This is a genomic window from Burkholderia seminalis (assembly GCF_001718535.1).
GTDB classification, from domain to species: Bacteria; Pseudomonadota; Gammaproteobacteria; order Burkholderiales; family Burkholderiaceae; genus Burkholderia; species Burkholderia seminalis.
Genome location: NZ_CP013400.1, coordinates 1,461,586 through 1,476,630 on the forward strand (window position 1 = coordinate 1,461,586; position 15,045 = coordinate 1,476,630).

A 15,045-nucleotide genomic window follows, 5' to 3' on the forward strand; every position below is an offset into this window, starting at 1 on the left:
TCGCAAGTTTAGGCGGTTGCAGACGAAATCGTCACACGCACCGATGTATCGGGCTGTCGCTTGACGGAGCGAGGCGGCGCACAAACTGCGTTGCGCCGCTCCGGTGATCCGGCCTGGCTGAAGAGACCTAGCGCAGGCGCCGCGTAGCTCGCGAGATGAAAAACGACGACGAATAGCGTAGCCATAACGAACACGTTTCCCCATCTACGCGACGACCAGCGCCGATAAGCGAACGCATTGATGACGGCAAAGAGGACCGAGGGCCACAACGTGAGTGCGAGCAGACCGACCACGAATACCGCCTGAGGAGCGCAGTGCTCCATGTCGTTGCAGCCGGTCGAATGTGACGGTGTAGTGGGCCAATGAATTCGGCTGAACGTGTAAAGGGATGCCCAGGTAACGAGCAAGCCCCATATGAATCCGCCGAGGGTGACGGCCAGCCGTTTCATTCAACTTCCCAGAAAAGGATTTCGTTCGAATTGGCGAGGTCCGAGTACCAGTTTCCGCGTCGGCCCCGAAGATAATCGAGCGGGTTAATCATGGACGGCACGCCAATGCGAAATCGCCAGAACGACGCAGCCGAGGGTGTGAGCGTGTCCTTGTTCCACAGATCGATATGTCCGCCGCTGAATGCGTCAGCCGAATCACCGTCCTGCCGCCAATAACCGAAGAAATAGACGATACCGGTTCGGCCTTTTACCTTGTCCTGCCAATCCTGTCCGGTGATATTTTCCGGCTTGCCCAAGCCAAGGAATGGGCGAAGCTTCAACCATTCTGCTAGTTCGTAGGCGCGGGTCGCAGTTGCCTTCCCATCGAGGATGAGGCGTCCGAGCGTTCGTTTTCCTGGCATGGGCTTCAATACTTTCTGAGAAAACGACTTCATGCCGCTGCCGATTGCGTGGAAAGTTACGCTCATCCGGATCGCGCATTGATTTTTATACTCGCCGGTCGGGTCATCATATGGATCCTTCTTCGGATATGCGTTCCAAAGCTCCTGAAATGTCAGTGTTTTGAGCTGTACCGTTTTTTGAGAATGCGGCGTGTTATTGGTGCGGACTTTCGTGGACGGGTTCGGCATCGGCTACGCCCCATATGTGGCGGCGATGACGAATCCGACGGAAGCGGTCGGATCGCTGGCTGTTGCTACGGCGGGTTGCCATAGTCGATTCCTGATGCATTAAGGAATCGAAGACGATCGCTGATAAGAAACAAGTCGCCTATTGGACTTGTACGACTTTTCGTGAAATTTGCTACCGATTGATGGGCGTCCCATTAATCGGTGCCCTCGCACGATGCCGCAGTCGAACACGTTTTCCGGGCAATGTCGATCACGACAGACGCGCCGCGACAGCTACGTTGCGCAGGAAAGCGCAGCCTGTGGCCCTGCGAGCTGCTCAACGCCTGCCTGACGCAGCCGGAACCATGATGATGCCTGCGGCACCGGCGACCTTCGCGTGAACACCTCGCCCGCGCGGGTGTTACGCTTCCACCGGCATCGCGCTCGTACACTTGATTTCGTCGAGGCACACGCTCGAATGCACGCCGCTCACGCCGGGGATGCGCATCAGCGTCTCGAGCAGGAATCGCGACAGCCCCTTCAGATCGTGCGCGACGACTTTCAGCACGTAGTCGATGTCGCCCGTCACCGAGAAACATTCCTGGATCTGCGCGAGATCCGACACGAGTTTCTGGAACTTCGACAAATCGCGGATATGCCCGCGCTCCATCGTCACGTGCACGAACGCGGTGACGCCGAAGCCGAGCGTGTCGGCGCAGAGCCGGGTTTCGTAACGGCGGATCGCACCGATTTCCTCCAGCCGGCGATGGCGCCGCAACGTCTGCGCGGGCGACAGTCCCACGGCCTTCGCCAGATCGAGGTTCGACGCGCGGCCGTTCTCCTGCAGCACCGACAGCAAGTGGCGATCGATGCGATCGAGAACCGGGTCAGGCATTTTTGTTTCCTCATTCGTCTCCTGGATGCAATCTTATCTCATAATGTAGGGTTTGCATGAGCGGGTTACGCAACCCGATTTCGCGGTCGCGACGCTAAACTGACCCCGGATTTTCGTATGCGGCCGCGGCAGCGCGGCGTGGGCGGAGGAGTTGCGGCCAGTGTGGCCGGCACGCCGACGCAAATCGGTTGCCGCCTCACGCGAAGATTGCAGTCCCCAACCCGGCGCCCCCACGAACGGCCGCCGGCACAGTAAAACAGCGCCCGGCACACCGAGGCGCGCCGCACCGCGTCAGGCGGAGGCGGACAGAGTGGAGAAGACATGGTTTCTGGTAACGAGAGCGACGGCCTGAAGCGCGGGCTGAAGAACCGGCACATCCAGCTGATTGCGCTCGGCGGCGCGCTCGGCACGGGGCTGTTCCTCGGCATCGCGCAGACGATCAAGATGGCCGGCCCGTCCGTGCTGCTCGGCTACGCGGTGGCCGGCATCGTCGCGTTCTTCATCATGCGCCAGCTCGGCGAGATGGTCGTCGACGAGCCCGTCGCCGGCTCGTTCAGCTTTTTCGCGAACAAGTACGTCGGCCACTTCACCGGCTTCCTGTCGGGCTGGAACTACTGGGTGCTGTACATCCTCGTCAGCATGGCCGAGCTGTCGGCCGTCGGGATCTACGTGCAGTACTGGTGGCCCGGCGTGCCGACCTGGGTGTCGGCGCTGGTGTTCTTCGTCGCGATCAACCTGCTCAACCTGGCGAGCGTGAAGTCGTACGGCGAGACGGAATTCTGGTTCTCGATCATCAAGGTCGCCGCGATCGTCGGCATGATCGGCTTCGGCGGCTGGCTGCTCGCGAGCGGCCACGCGGGGCCGGAGGCGAGCGTGCGGAACCTGTGGCAGCACGGCGGCTTCTTCCCGAACGGCGTGTCGGGGCTCGTGATGTCGATGGCCGCGATCATGTTCTCGTTCGGCGGGCTGGAGCTGATCGGCATCACCGCGGCCGAGGCCGACGATCCGAAGCACAGCATTCCTCGCGCGACCAACCAGGTGATCTACCGGATCCTGATTTTCTACATCGGCGCGCTCGCGGTGCTGCTGTCGCTGTATCCGTGGGAAAAGGTCGTCACCGGCGGCAGCCCGTTCGTGCTGATCTTCCACGCGCTGAGCAGCAACGTGGTCGCCAACGTGCTGAACGTGGTCGTGCTGACGGCCGCGCTGTCGGTCTACAACAGCGGGGTGTACAGCAACAGCCGGATGCTGTTCGGCCTCGCGCAGCAGGGCAACGCGCCGAAGGTGCTGTGCTCGGTGAACAAGCGCGGCATTCCGCTCGCCGCGCTCGGCGCGTCGGCGCTCGCGACCGGCGTGTGCGTGCTGGTCAACTACTTCATGCCGGGCAAGGCGTTCGAGGTGCTGATGGGCCTCGTCGTGTCGGCGCTGATCATCAACTGGGCGATGATCAGCCTGATCCACCTGAAGTTCCGCCAGGCCAAGCGCGCGGCCGGGGAGAAGACTTCCTTCCGCAGTCTGGGCTATCCTTTCACGAATTACCTGTGCCTGGCATTCATGGCCGGCATTCTCGTCGTGATGTACCTGACGCCGGATCTCCGCCTGTCGGTGTACCTGATCCCGGTATGGCTCGCGGTGCTCGCGATCGGGTATCGCTTCCGTCAGAAGAATGCAGGCTTTGCGATGCACGACGGCGCCTCCGCACGCTGACGCAGGCCACGACCGATCATTCTTCCAAACGAGACCGACATAGCCATGTTCGAACACATCGACGCGTACCCGGGCGACCCGATCCTGACGCTCAACGAGAACTTCCAGAAAGATCCGCGCGACCAGAAGGTCAACCTGAGCATCGGGATCTATTTCGACGCCGAAGGCCGGATTCCGGTGATGGGCGCCGTGCGCGAAGCCGAAACCGCGCTGCAGCGCGACAGCGGCCCGAAGCCGTACCTGCCGATGGTCGGCCTGGCCGCGTACCGCGACGCCGTGCAATCGCTCGTGTTCGGCGCCGATCACCCCGCCCGCGCGGCCGGCCGCATCGCGACGCTGCAGACGCTCGGCGGCTCGGGCGCACTGAAGGTCGGCGCCGATTTCCTGAAGCGCTATTTCCCGGATGCGCAGGTGTGGCTCAGCGATCCGAGCTGGGAAAACCACCGCTTCATCTTCGAGCGCGCCGGCTTCACGGTGAATACCTACCCGTACTACGACGAGGCGACGGGCGGCCTGAAGTTCGACGCGATGCTCGCGGCGATCGACGCGCTGCCGGCGCGCAGCATCGTGCTGCTGCATGCGTGCTGCCATAACCCGACCGGCGTCGACCTCGACGAAGGCCAGTGGGAGAAACTGATCGACGTGATCGAGGCGCGCGGGCTGCTGCCGTTCGTCGACATGGCGTACCAGGGCTTCGGCGCGGGTCTCGACGCGGACGCGTTCGCGGTGCGCGAACTGGCTCGCCGCGGCGTGCCGACGCTCGTCGCGAACTCGTTCTCGAAGAACTTCTCGCTGTACGGCGAGCGCGTGGGCGGGCTGAGCGTCGTCTGCGAAGACGCAGCCGCGGCCGAGCGCGTGCTCGGCCAGCTGGCCGGCGCCGTGCGCTCGAACTACAGCAACCCGCAAACCTACGGTGCGAAGGTCGTCGCGGCCGTGCTGGGCACGCCGGCACTGCGCAAGCAATGGGAAGAGGAGCTGTCGGCCATGTGCCGCCGCATCGCGCGGATGCGCCAGTCGATCCACGACGGCCTGCGCGACCATGTCGGCGGCGAGGCGCTCACGCGCTACGTGAAGCAGCGCGGGATGTTCACATACACGGGCCTGACCGAATCGCAGGTCGACGCGCTGCGCGAAGTGCACGGCGTGTACATCCTGCGTTCGGGCCGGATGTGCGTGGCGGGCCTGAACGACTCGAACGTCGGCATCGTCGCGGACGCGATCGGCAAGGTGCTGAAGAGCGGCGTCTGAGCGCGGCGCGCACCGAACGACGCAGGATGAGCCGGCTGTCCCCCGTCGCGGGGGCAGCCGGTTTTTTCTTGCGCGGCGGCAACGTGCGCCGGAAGACAGACGCGACGGCGCGTGCGGCGGTACGATGCGGCATCGGACGCAACACGAAAAGGGAGCGACATGGGCATCCGGATCATCCGGCTCGGCACGCCGCGCGCGGCCGGCGAGGGGCTGCGGATCGGTACGGTGCGGCGGCCGCCGCGCGGCGTACCTAAGGCGGAATTCGCGTCGCGCGACTACTATGATGTATGGCTGCCGACGCTGTCGCCGAGTGCCGAACTCGTTGCCCAGGCACAGGCCGCCGAAACCGACGCCGAATGGAATGCATTCAAGCGCCACTTTCGCGCGGAGATGGCGCAGGGCGACCCGGCGAAGGTGCTGGACCTGCTGGCGGCGCTGTCGGCCACCACGGCGTTCTCGATCGGCTGCTACTGCGAAGACGAGCGCCATTGCCACCGCAGCGTGCTGCGCGAGCTGCTCGCGCAGCGCGGCGCGGCGATCGAGCCCGACGCGGGCTGAAGCCGCGTCGCGCGGCTGCACCGGGATCGTGCGGTGCAGCGGACCGCTTGACGTGGGTCAAGCGCGCGGCCGCGCGCGCCACTATGCTCTCGTCATGGAGCCATCACGACGATGACAGGCCGACCGATGCACATCACTTTTCCGCCCGAGCCGCCCGAATATTGCGCGCGCGACCTGGTCGTCGCGTTTTCGGCGCTGGTCGACGGACGTTGCGTACAGTGCGCGGTCACGGCCGAGGCGCTGGAAGACCATTTCGGCGCGCGGTCGCTGCTCGAAAGCGACCTGCTGACCGCATTCGACGGGCACCGCCCGGCTATCGAGGCGATGGCGCGACGGATGCTCGAGGAAATCGGCGGCCGGCCGGTGCTGCTGCACAGCGGCCACTTCCGGCTCGAAGGCTGATACCGCAGGAGGGCGCATGACACTGCAGGGCAACATTCACGAACGCGACTGGTCGGTCGAAGTCGAGACGCGACCGTGCGAATCGGGCGAATTCCGCTGCCGCGTGTCCGTCGAGCACGGCGCCGGTGCCGCTCGGTTTCATCATACGTTCGAGCACAGTCACGCGTATCCGACCGAGCGCGAGGCCATGATCGAAGGGCTGCGCGCCGGCATGACCTGGATCGAGATGAAGACGTCGCAGGTCTTCAACGTATGAACGGACCCGCGCCAGGACGGCGCGGGAGGATTGTCGGCCGGGCCGCGGTCGCAGAATCGCGCCACGCCACGGGAAACGCGTGCCGCCGCATCGTGTGCGGGCGGGCGCATGCAAGGCGGTCGACGAGCGGGCGGCCCCGTCGGGAGAGTAGGACATGGGCGTGGGCATGCAGATCGCCTGCCGGGGATTCACCGGGTCCGCCGCGGTGGAAGCCGAGGCCGGCGCGCAGCTGGTGCGGCTCGAGCGGTTCCGCGCGCTGATCGGCGGCTGCCACCTCGCGATCGAATCGCGCGTGGCGACCGATGGCGTGCGGCTGTACGACGTGCGGCTCGACCTGGTGATGCACGACGCGGCGCTCAGGCCGCTGCCGCCATGCGCGGGAAACGACCTCGACGACGCGCTGCGCCGCGCATTCGCCCAGGCCGAGCAGGCGCTGATCGCGTGGCAGGCGAGCGGCGCAAGGGCGGCGCTGCGCCGATGATCCGGCGTCGCGCGTCAGACCTGCGCGAGCGCGTGCGCGTCGAGGATGCGCACGCGCTTGCCGCGCGTTTCGACCAGCGCGTCGCGATGGAACCGCGAGAACATCCGGCTGACGGTCTCGAGCTTCATCCCGAGATAGCAGCCGATTTCCTCGCGCGTCATCCGCAGGTTGAATTCGGTCGCCGAATAACCGCGCGCCTCGAAACGGGACGACAGGTTCAGCAGGAAATGCGCGACGCGCTGTTCGGCCGACATCGTGCCGAGCAGCAGCATCTGGCTCGATTCGCGAACGATCTCGCTGCTCAGCATCTGGTAGAGGAAGTGCTGCATCGGCTTGATCTCGCGGCAGGCGGCTTCGAGCGCGCCGAACGGAATGATGCACACGACGCTGTCCTCCAGCGCGATCGCGTCGCAGCAATGCTGGCCGCTGCCGATGCCGTCCATCCCGAGCGTTTCGCCGGCGATCTGGAAGCCCGTCACGTGCTCGCGGCCGTCGCGATGCATCATCACCGTCTTGAACGAACCCGCGCGCACCGCATAGATGCTCTGGAACGGATCGTCGATGCGGAACAGCGCGTCACCCTGGCGAACGTGCCGGGTCGTGCAGATGATCGAGTCGAGGCGGCCGTACTCGGCGGCCGTCAGGTGCGGCAGGCACATCGAGCGCATCGCGCAGGCCGAGCAGCGTGCGGCCGGATGTTTGGCGGCGTCGGCGCGCGCGGCCGCGCGCAGCGGAATCGTTGGCCGGGGTACGACGGACACGTCGGCGGCGCAGGCGGTGGCTGTGGACATAAGTCACTCCGGCTCGTCAGGGGTGGTGCACACGAGCGTGCACCAGGGATTCGATGACACGGCATGCGGCGTCGAATTCGACGGTCTTGTCGAAGAAGTAGTCGGCTCCCGCCGTCGCGCATGCCTCTCTGAATGCCGGCGCCGAATGATTCGTCAGCACGATCGTGACGATGCGCGGTGCGACCTTCGACAGCATCCCGATGAGGGCGAGGCCGCTGCCGTCCGCGAGCCGCACGTCGACGATCACGACATCCGCCCGGCAACTGCGGATGTGCGTCCACGCGTCCTGGCCGTCTTCCGCTTCGCCCACGACGGCGACGCCGCGGATCGCGCCGACGAGCAGCGCGATCCGCTGACGGACGGCGACGGCGTGATCGACGAGAAACACCCTGAGCGCGGCGGGTGACAGGCTGGCATTCATGCCGGCAGTATCGTGTTGCGCCGCCGAAATTGAAATCGGCCGAATTGGAAGTTCGTGTAGGCCGCTTCGACGCGTTGTAGGGCGTTTCCTACAACGCGTCCGGGAAACCGCCGGCGCGGCTCCGATGTCGCCGCGATATGCCGGTACGCGGTCAGCCGGCGCCGCGCGCCTCGAGCGCATCGCGCGCCGTGCGGCACGCGGCGAGATCCCATGCAGCGCAGCCGACGCTCTTGAACAGCATCGGCCCGCCGCGCGCGAACGTGCCGTTCAGCACGTCGGCGAGCGACGCGACGTGCTGCCAGTCGACCTGCGCGACGATCAGGTCGCCGGCCTCGTGGCGCGCGCCGGCCGGATCGTCGACGACGAGCCGGCTGCCGTGCACGGTGTTCGCGCCGATCTCGGCGGCATCCGCGGTGAACGCGCCGACGCCGACCACGAGCCGGCCCTCGCGCGCGGCTTCCCGGTAGACGGGCGTGCGGCTCGTCGTCAGCGTGACGACGACGTCGATCGCGTCGGGAATCGCTTCGCCGTCGAGCGGTGCGAGCCGCGGCGCCTGCGCGCGATGCGCCGCGCAGAACGCGGCCGCGCTGTCGGCGCGCGTGCCGCGCACGTGGAGGCGCGCTTCCGGGAAGATCGCCGCGAGCGCTTCCGCGTGATTGGCCGCCTGCTTGCCGGTGCCGATCAGCAGGACGTCGCGCGGCGCGGCGCCATGCAGCGCCTCGATGCCGAGCGCGGTGACGGCCGCCGTGCGGCGGCCGGTGACCGTCGGGCCGTCGAGCGCGAAGCGCAGCTCGCCCGTGGTCGCGTCGTACGCGCTCACCTGGCCGAGGATCGTCGGCAGGCCGCGCGTGCCGTTACCGGGGCAGACGTTCACGAGCTTGTGGCTCGCGAGGTCGCGCGCGCTCGACGGCATCGACAGCATCACGCCGCCGGCCTGCAGCGGCACGACGAGGCGCTCGGGGCTGACGATCTCGCCCGCCGCATACTCGGCAACGGCTTGCCTGAGCGTGGCGAGCAGCGCCGGGTAGTCGAGCAATGCGGCCGTGTCGGCCGCATCGAAAACGGGAATCGGGGAAAGGGCGGTCATCGTGTACGTCGTATGCGTCGTGAGCGTGGACGGCGGGCGCATGCCGCGCCCGCCACGGGGCTGCCGGATACCGCGACACCAGGCAGCGTGGATCGAATCTATACCACTTTCTGGCGCGCCCGCAACCCAGAAAATAAAGCGTCGAGCCGGTTTTGGTTCTAATATCTGTCCAGAAGGGTTGCCGTGGCGCGATACCGGCGCCGCTCCGGTATAGTGCGAACCCATTCCAGATCCACGCCCGCGACCGGGCAGGAGCCATACGATGATGTCCGCGCGTCCCGAATCAATCGAAGGCGGTTTCCGGCCGCTGCAGATCTACGAGCAGGTAGCCGAGAAGATCCGCGACGAAATCCGCGCCGGGCGCTACGCGGCCGAGTCGCGCCTGCCGTCCGAGCGCGAGCTCGCCGCGCTGTTCCAGGTCGGCCGGCCGGCCGTGCGCGAGGCGCTCGGCGCGCTGCAGAACGAAGGGCTGGTGTTCACGAAGCGCAATTCGGGCACCTATGTCGTCGCGGCGCCGCTCGACGTGCTCGCGCGGCGCGGCGACGCGCCGATGGCGTCCGAGGCCGACTTCAGCCCGACGTCGACACTCGACGTCCGGCTGATCCTGGAGCCCGCGATCGCACGTCTCGCGGCCGCCCATGGCCGCGCCGATCCCGGTGCCGAGCGTTATCTCGCGCAGATGGAAACCATCACCGACGTCGACGATCCGCACCAGCGCGCGCTCTGGAACGAGAGCGACCGGCTGTTCCACCGACAACTCGCGCTGATGACGGGCGACGCGCTGATGGTGAAGATCGCGGACGAAGTCGCGAAGACGATGGACCAGCCGCTGTGGAAACGGCTGAAGGACGACGGCATCTACGACGCGGGCCGGATCCGGCTCTACGTGTCCGAGCACCGGCTGATCTACGAGGCGATCGTGTCGGGCGATGCCGATGCGGCCGCGTTCTACGTCGAACAGCACATCCGCCGCGTGCGGCGCGACATCGCGCCGAAGTAGAACGAATCCGCGCGAATGCATTCTGGTCTTAAATATGACCAAAATTCCGAAATTATTTTGAAATTGCTTGCGATGTGACCACGTGTGTCCTACATTGGTTTCACTCAAAACCAATCAGGAGACATCATGCGACACCTCGTTACCGCGCTCTCGGTGGCCGTTGCCGCCGGCGCGCTGACTTCCGCGCACGCGCAGGAAGTCGTGATGATCGGCCATTCGGCGCCGCTCACCGGGCCGCAGGCCGCGAACGGCAAGGACAACGAAAACGGCGCGCGGCTCGCCGTGGACGAACTCAACAAGGCCGGCATCAAGGTCGCCGGCAAGGCCGTCACGTTCAAACTGGTTTCCGAAGACGACCAGGCTGACCCGAAGGCCGGCGTGCAGGTCGCGCAGAACCTCGTCGACAAGGGCGTCGTCGCGGTGCTCGGACCGTACAACTCGGGCGTCGCGATCCCCGCGTCGCGCGTGTACTCGACTGCCGGCGTGCCGATCCTGCCGGTCGCGTCGAACCCGGCCCTGACGAAGCAGGGCTTCAAGAACATCTTCCGGATCGGCGCGAGCGACGAACAGCTCGGCGGCACGATGGCGACGTTCGCCGCGAAGACGCTGAACGCGAAGACGGCCGCCGTGATCGACGATCGCACCGCTTACGGGCAGGGCGTTGCCGAGCAGTTCATGAACGTCGCGAAGGCGAACGGGATCCGGATCGTCGACCAGGAGTACACGAACTCGTCGGCCACCGACTTCCTCGGCATCCTCACCAAGATCAAGGCCGGCAACCCCGACGTGATCTTCCTCGGCGGTTATGCGGCGCAGGGCGCGCCGATGGCCAAGCAGATGAAGCAGCGCGGGCTGCGCGCGAAGCTGCTCGGCGGCGACGGCATCTGCTCGGCGGACATGGGCAAGGTCGCGGGCGACGCGGCATCGATCGTCTACTGCGCGCAGGGCGGCGTCGCGCTCGAGAAGACGGCGGCCGGACGCGCGTTCCTGAAGAAGTACCACGACACCTATCACACCGATACGCAGGTCTATGGCGTCAACTACTACGACGGGATGAAGCTGCTCGCCGACGCGATGGTCAAGGCCGGTACGACCACCGACAAGGCGAAGCTGATCGCGCAGCTCGCGAAGTCGAACTATGCGGGCGTCGCGGGCACCTATTCGTTCGACGCGAACGGCGACCTGAAGGGCGCGCCGACGACCGTCTACGTGATCCGCAACGGCCTGCCGGAGCCGTACGCGAAGTAACCGGCGCCCACGCTTGCCACCGGACGGCGGCGCGGCCGCCGTCCTTCGTTTCAACGCATCCGATTCGACATGAAAATTTCCCGATCCCTTTCCACCGTCGAAGTCCATACGGGCGGCGAAGCGTTCCGCATCGTCACGAGCGGGCTGCCGCGCCTGCCCGGCGACACGATCGTCCAGCGCCGCGCGTGGCTCAAGGCGCACGCCGACGAGATCCGCCGCGCGCTGATGTTCGAGCCGCGCGGCCACGCCGACATGTACGGCGGCTACCTGACCGAGCCGGTCTCGCCGAATGCCGATTTCGGCGTGATCTTCGTGCACAACGAAGGCTACAGCGACCATTGCGGGCACGGCGTGATCGCGTTGTCGACCGCCGCCGTCGAGCTCGGCTGGGTGCAGCGCACGGTGCCGGAAACGCGGGTCGGCATCGACGCGCCGTGCGGCTTCATCGAGGCCTTCGTCCGGTGGGACGGCGAGCATGCGGGGCCCGTGCGCTTCGTCAACGTGCCGTCGTTCATCTGGCAGCGCGACGTGTCGGTCGAGACGCCGTCGTTCGGCACCGTGACCGGCGACATCGCGTACGGCGGCGCGTTCTATTTCTACGTCGACGGTGCGCCGTTCGACCTGCCGGTGCGCGAGTCGGCGGTCGAGAAACTGATCCGCTTCGGCGCGGAAGTGAAGGCCGCCGCGAACGCGAAGTACCCGGTCGTGCATCCGGAAATCCCGGAGATCAACCACATCTACGGCACGATCATCGCGAATGCGCCGCGCCATCCGGGCTCGACGCAGGCGAACTGCTGCGTGTTCGCGGATCGCGAGGTCGACCGTTCGCCCACGGGCTCCGGCACCGGCGGCCGTGTCGCGCAGCTGTACCAGCGCGGGTTGCTCGCGGCCGGCGACACGCTCGTCAACGAATCGATCGTCGGCACGGTCTTCAAGGGGCGCGTGCTGCGCGAAACGACGGTCGGCGACATCCCGGCCGTGATTCCGGAGGTGGAGGGCAGTGCGCACATCTGCGGGTTCGCGAACTGGATCGTCGACGAGCGCGACCCGCTGACTTACGGCTTCCTCGTGCGCTGAGCGGCGGCGCCGATCAGCCGCCGTCGAGCCGTTTCCCGGTTGTCGTACCAGGTTTGGCGCGTCGTTCCCGTTGCGGGGCACGCGCCTTTTTTGCGTGCGCAACACGGGCGCAGCCGCGCGGCGCGCGCCCGCGCAACGCCGCCGCGGCCGTGGGGCCGCGCGAGTTTGGTACGATGCAGCCTTTTCAGCCGAGCTCCACCCGCGTGAATCGCCGAAACGTGTCGTCAGTGCGTGCCTTCTGTGCCAGATGGGTCGCGCGCGCCCAACCCGTCGCGGCTGCCGCCGTGGCGCGGGTCAAGCCTCTTGCCGCCACCGCGTGGCGCCATCTCCGTCACCCGACGCGCCGCGGCGTGCTGCTCACGGGCGCCGCCGTGCCGGCGCTGTTCGTGGCGTACGTGGTCGTGCTGATCCCGTTCACGCCGGGCATCGGCGACATCCGCAAGGCGCGCGTCGACCAGCCGGCGCAGGTGCTGTCCGCCGACGGCAAGCTGCTGGCCGAATTCAAGCCGTCCAACCGCGAGTGGGTGCCGCTCAAGCAGATCTCGCCGCACATGGTCGACGCGCTGATCGCGACCGAGGATCACCGCTTCTACGCGCATCACGGCCTCGACTGGAAGCGCACGGCCTCGGCCGCGCTCCATACGTTCTCCGGCAGCCGCCAGGGCGGCTCGACGATCACGCAGCAGCTCGCGCGCAACCTGTATCCGGACGAGATCGGCCGCGCGCCGACGCTCACCCGCAAGGTGAAGGAGGCGATCACCGCGCTGAAGATCGAGGCGGTCTACAGCAAGGACCAGATCCTCGAAACCTACCTGAACACGGTGCCGTTCCTGTACAACGCGTACGGCGTCGAGATGGCCGCGCGCACCTACTTCGACAAGTCGGCCGACGAGCTCGACGTGCTCGACAGCGCGACGCTCGTCGGGATGCTGAAGGGCAACAGCTACTACAACCCGGTGCTGAACCCGGAGCGCGCGCTGCAGCGGCGCAATACGGTGCTCGGCCAGATGGTGAAGTACGGCAAGCTGTCGCCGGCGCAGTTCGCGCAGCTGCAGCGCCGGCCGCTGCGCATCGATTTCGAGCGCCAGAAGGAGCCGCCGGGGCCGGCGCCGCACTTCGCGCAGCAGTTGCGCAAGTGGTTGATCGCGTGGGCCGACCGCAACGACTACAACATCTACTCGGACGGGCTGATCGTGCGCACGACGATCGACTCGCGGCTGCAGCAGATGGCGACGCAGGCGCTCACGCTGCAGGGCAACCAGTTGCAGGGCATCGCGAACGGCGCATGGAGCGGCCGCGACGGCTGCGGCACCGACAACGAGGTGTTCCGCACCTTCATGCGCGAGTCGCCCGAGTACAAGGCCGCGCAGGACGCCGGCAAGGACGACGCGGCCGCGATGAAGCTGCTCGCGGCCGACCGCGGCTTCATGCGCGCGCTGTGCAAGGCGAAGACCGACGTTCAGGCGGGTTTCCTCGCGATCGATCCGCGTGACGGGCAGATCCGCGCCTGGGTCGGCAGCCGCGATTTCACCCGCGAGCCGTTCGACCACGTCGCGCAGGCGCGGCGCCAGCCGGGCTCGACGTTCAAGCCGTTCGTCTATGGTGTCGCGTTCGCGAAGGGAATGAAGCCGGACGACACGTTCATCGACCAGCCGGTCGAGATCCCGCTGAAGGGCGGCGAGATCTGGCGGCCGAACGACGACGTGCCGCCGACCGGCAAGCCGATGACGCTGCGCGACGCGGTCGCGCTGTCGCGCAACCGGATCACCGCGCAGGTGATGGAGCAGGTCGGGCCGGCCGCGGTCGCGCGGCTCGCGCGCGACATGGGCGTGCGCGAAAGCCCGCTCGAACGCGTGCCGTCGCTCGCGCTCGGCACGAGCCCGGTCACGCTCAAGGAGATGGTCGCGTCTTACGCGACGATCGCGAACGGCGGGCTGTACGTCGAGCCGCAGATGGTCACGCGCATCGAGAACCGCCAGGGCGAGGTGCTCGCCGAATACGCGCCGGCGCCGCCCGAACGGGCGCTCGACGCCGAAACCGACAAGACGCTGCTCGGCGTGATGCGCGACGTCGTGACGCGCGGCACGGGCGGCAGCATCCGCACGCGTTTCGGGATCCGCGGCGACGTGGCCGGCAAGACGGGCACGACGCAGGACAACGCGGACGGCTGGTTCATCCTGATGCAGCCGGGCCTCGTCGCCGGCGCGTGGGTCGGCTTCGACGACGGCCGCGTGACGCTGCGCAGCGACTACTGGGGGCAGGGCGCGCACAGCGCGCTGCCGATCGTCGGCGATTTCTTCCAGCGTGCGCAACGCGCCCGCCTCGTCGACGCGAAGGCGAAGTTCGATACCGAGCCGTCACCCGGCTGGTTCGCGTCGCTGCGCGAGCGTGTGACGGACCTGTTCGACACGTGGTTCCCGCCCGAATCGAAGAAGGCGTCCGCGCCCGTCAGGACACAGCGTATCGAGCGTCCGCCCGAGGTCGACGAAGGTGCGGCTTCGGATGCGTCGGCCGCATCGGCACCCGAGGCCGCGTCCGGCGGTCTCGTCGAGGAATGGGTGCCGGCGTCCGAAGTGGCCGCATCGGCCGCCGCGTTGTCGGCGGGCGCGTCCCAACCGCAGCCCGCGCAGCCGCCGGCGAGCGCCGGCACGACGAGCGGCGGCAGCGCGGGCCTTGGTGCGGCGCCTGCCGCCGCGCCGCTGCAGCCGCCGGCGCCGTCCGCGCCCGACGCGAGCGGCGCTTCCCAGTAACGAAGCCGTTCAGATTTCGCGCGATGCTGCCGTAATCAAGTTGTCACGACAGCTCGCGCGGTCGCTC

Annotated in this window: 16 protein-coding genes; 10 read left to right on the plus strand and 6 right to left on the minus strand. The window is 67.1% G+C overall.

Translation table 11 applies throughout. From position 1 onward, the window contains the following. Nucleotides 1-8: 8 nt before the first annotated feature. The 3 genes from WJ12_RS36510 to WJ12_RS27235 all read right to left on the minus strand — a co-directional run bounded on the left by WJ12_RS36510 (nucleotide 9) and on the right by WJ12_RS27235 (nucleotide 1,952). Complete coding sequence (locus tag WJ12_RS36510; RefSeq protein ID WP_319000368.1) at nucleotides 9-449, minus strand: hypothetical protein; 441 nt, start codon at nucleotides 447-449, stop codon at nucleotides 9-11. After that, complete coding sequence (locus WJ12_RS27230) at nucleotides 446-1,078, minus strand: type VI secretion system amidase effector protein Tae4 (RefSeq protein WP_059556509.1); 633 nt, start codon at nucleotides 1,076-1,078, stop codon at nucleotides 446-448. The genes WJ12_RS36510 and WJ12_RS27230 overlap by 4 nt, the downstream gene beginning before the upstream one ends. A gap of 400 nt (nucleotides 1,079-1,478) precedes the next feature. Next, nucleotides 1,479-1,952 (minus strand): Lrp/AsnC family transcriptional regulator, encoded by a 474-nt coding sequence (locus WJ12_RS27235; protein WP_049032428.1) that lies wholly within the window; start codon nucleotides 1,950-1,952, stop codon nucleotides 1,479-1,481. Between the two features lie 321 nt (nucleotides 1,953-2,273). Here WJ12_RS27235 and WJ12_RS27240 point away from each other — a divergent pair, with 321 nt between their 5' ends. The 6 genes from WJ12_RS27240 to WJ12_RS27265 all read left to right on the plus strand — a co-directional run bounded on the left by WJ12_RS27240 (nucleotide 2,274) and on the right by WJ12_RS27265 (nucleotide 6,604). Then, complete coding sequence (locus WJ12_RS27240; RefSeq protein ID WP_034191430.1) at nucleotides 2,274-3,659, plus strand: amino acid permease; 1,386 nt, start codon at nucleotides 2,274-2,276, stop codon at nucleotides 3,657-3,659. 45 nt (nucleotides 3,660-3,704) lie between these two features. Further along, nucleotides 3,705-4,907, plus strand: coding sequence for an amino acid aminotransferase (locus tag WJ12_RS27245; protein ID WP_034191429.1), 1,203 nt, complete (start codon nucleotides 3,705-3,707; stop codon nucleotides 4,905-4,907). Between the two features lie 159 nt (nucleotides 4,908-5,066). After that, nucleotides 5,067-5,465, plus strand: coding sequence for a DUF488 domain-containing protein (locus tag WJ12_RS27250; RefSeq protein WP_034191428.1), 399 nt, complete (start codon nucleotides 5,067-5,069; stop codon nucleotides 5,463-5,465). Between the two features lie 111 nt (nucleotides 5,466-5,576). Next, nucleotides 5,577-5,867: a DUF1488 family protein gene (locus tag WJ12_RS27255; RefSeq protein WP_034191427.1), complete on the plus strand. Its 291-nt coding sequence runs from the start codon at nucleotides 5,577-5,579 to the stop codon at nucleotides 5,865-5,867. Nucleotides 5,868-5,883: 16 nt separating this feature from the next. Next, a complete protein-coding gene (locus tag WJ12_RS27260; protein WP_034191426.1) occupies nucleotides 5,884-6,123 on the plus strand; it encodes a hypothetical protein in 240 nt (79 codons plus the stop codon). A gap of 154 nt (nucleotides 6,124-6,277) precedes the next feature. Next, nucleotides 6,278-6,604 carry a hypothetical protein gene (locus tag WJ12_RS27265; RefSeq protein ID WP_034191425.1) on the plus strand — a complete coding sequence of 109 codons (327 nt, stop codon included), beginning with the start codon at nucleotides 6,278-6,280 and terminating at the stop codon, nucleotides 6,602-6,604. Between the two features lie 14 nt (nucleotides 6,605-6,618). Here the strand turns inward: WJ12_RS27265 and WJ12_RS27270 are convergent, their stop codons facing one another. From WJ12_RS27270 to lhpI, 3 genes are all read right to left on the minus strand, one after another. Continuing rightward, nucleotides 6,619-7,395, minus strand: a complete 777-nt coding sequence (locus tag WJ12_RS27270; RefSeq protein ID WP_034191424.1) for a helix-turn-helix domain-containing protein — start codon at nucleotides 7,393-7,395, stop codon at nucleotides 6,619-6,621. 16 nt (nucleotides 7,396-7,411) lie between these two features. Next, the gene (locus WJ12_RS27275) at nucleotides 7,412-7,816 is read right to left on the minus strand and encodes a response regulator transcription factor (RefSeq protein ID WP_034191423.1); all 405 of its coding nucleotides are present in this window, start codon (nucleotides 7,814-7,816) and stop codon (nucleotides 7,412-7,414) included. Between the two features lie 151 nt (nucleotides 7,817-7,967). Continuing rightward, nucleotides 7,968-8,903 (minus strand): bifunctional Delta(1)-pyrroline-2-carboxylate/Delta(1)-piperideine-2-carboxylate reductase, encoded by a 936-nt coding sequence (lhpI, locus tag WJ12_RS27280; RefSeq protein WP_034191677.1) that lies wholly within the window; start codon nucleotides 8,901-8,903, stop codon nucleotides 7,968-7,970. Nucleotides 8,904-9,165: 262 nt separating this feature from the next. On the opposite strand from lhpI, the gene WJ12_RS27285 reads away from it, so the two are divergent. The 4 genes from WJ12_RS27285 to WJ12_RS27300 all read left to right on the plus strand — a co-directional run bounded on the left by WJ12_RS27285 (nucleotide 9,166) and on the right by WJ12_RS27300 (nucleotide 14,978). After that, nucleotides 9,166-9,903, plus strand: coding sequence for a FadR/GntR family transcriptional regulator (locus WJ12_RS27285; RefSeq protein WP_034191422.1), 738 nt, complete (start codon nucleotides 9,166-9,168; stop codon nucleotides 9,901-9,903). 126 nt (nucleotides 9,904-10,029) lie between these two features. Further along, nucleotides 10,030-11,151 carry a branched-chain amino acid ABC transporter substrate-binding protein gene (locus WJ12_RS27290; RefSeq protein ID WP_059556510.1) on the plus strand — a complete coding sequence of 374 codons (1,122 nt, stop codon included), beginning with the start codon at nucleotides 10,030-10,032 and terminating at the stop codon, nucleotides 11,149-11,151. A gap of 69 nt (nucleotides 11,152-11,220) precedes the next feature. Continuing rightward, entirely contained in the window at nucleotides 11,221-12,228 is a 1,008-nt protein-coding gene (gene lhpH / locus WJ12_RS27295; protein WP_059556511.1) for a trans-3-hydroxy-L-proline dehydratase, read from the plus strand. Between the two features lie 173 nt (nucleotides 12,229-12,401). Beyond that, a complete protein-coding gene (locus WJ12_RS27300) occupies nucleotides 12,402-14,978 on the plus strand; it encodes a penicillin-binding protein 1A (RefSeq protein WP_059556512.1) in 2,577 nt (858 codons plus the stop codon). Nucleotides 14,979-15,045: the final 67 nt, after the last annotated feature.

Excerpts from the sequence above, each read along its gene's own strand:
- WJ12_RS27265 (WP_034191425.1), top strand. The coding sequence starts at position 6,278 with ATGGGCGTGGGCATGCAGATCGCCTGCCGGGGATTCACCGGGTCCGCC.
- WJ12_RS27290 (WP_059556510.1), top strand. The coding sequence starts at position 10,030 with ATGCGACACCTCGTTACCGCGCTCTCGGTGGCCGTTGCCGCCGGCGCG.
- WJ12_RS27240 (WP_034191430.1), top strand. The coding sequence starts at position 2,274 with ATGGTTTCTGGTAACGAGAGCGACGGCCTGAAGCGCGGGCTGAAGAAC.
- WJ12_RS27285 (WP_034191422.1), top strand. The coding sequence starts at position 9,166 with ATGATGTCCGCGCGTCCCGAATCAATCGAAGGCGGTTTCCGGCCGCTG.
- WJ12_RS27235 (WP_049032428.1), bottom strand. The coding sequence starts at position 1,952 with ATGCCTGACCCGGTTCTCGATCGCATCGATCGCCACTTGCTGTCGGTG.
- lhpH (WP_059556511.1), top strand. The coding sequence starts at position 11,221 with ATGAAAATTTCCCGATCCCTTTCCACCGTCGAAGTCCATACGGGCGGC.
- WJ12_RS27230 (WP_059556509.1), bottom strand. The coding sequence starts at position 1,078 with ATGCCGAACCCGTCCACGAAAGTCCGCACCAATAACACGCCGCATTCT.
- WJ12_RS27245 (WP_034191429.1), top strand. The coding sequence starts at position 3,705 with ATGTTCGAACACATCGACGCGTACCCGGGCGACCCGATCCTGACGCTC.
- WJ12_RS27270 (WP_034191424.1), bottom strand. The coding sequence starts at position 7,395 with ATGTCCACAGCCACCGCCTGCGCCGCCGACGTGTCCGTCGTACCCCGG.
- WJ12_RS27300 (WP_059556512.1), top strand. The coding sequence starts at position 12,402 with ATGCAGCCTTTTCAGCCGAGCTCCACCCGCGTGAATCGCCGAAACGTG.
- WJ12_RS36510 (WP_319000368.1), bottom strand. The coding sequence starts at position 449 with ATGAAACGGCTGGCCGTCACCCTCGGCGGATTCATATGGGGCTTGCTC.
- WJ12_RS27260 (WP_034191426.1), top strand. The coding sequence starts at position 5,884 with ATGACACTGCAGGGCAACATTCACGAACGCGACTGGTCGGTCGAAGTC.
- WJ12_RS27250 (WP_034191428.1), top strand. The coding sequence starts at position 5,067 with ATGGGCATCCGGATCATCCGGCTCGGCACGCCGCGCGCGGCCGGCGAG.
- WJ12_RS27275 (WP_034191423.1), bottom strand. The coding sequence starts at position 7,816 with ATGAATGCCAGCCTGTCACCCGCCGCGCTCAGGGTGTTTCTCGTCGAT.
- WJ12_RS27255 (WP_034191427.1), top strand. The coding sequence starts at position 5,577 with ATGACAGGCCGACCGATGCACATCACTTTTCCGCCCGAGCCGCCCGAA.
- lhpI (WP_034191677.1), bottom strand. The coding sequence starts at position 8,903 with ATGACCGCCCTTTCCCCGATTCCCGTTTTCGATGCGGCCGACACGGCC.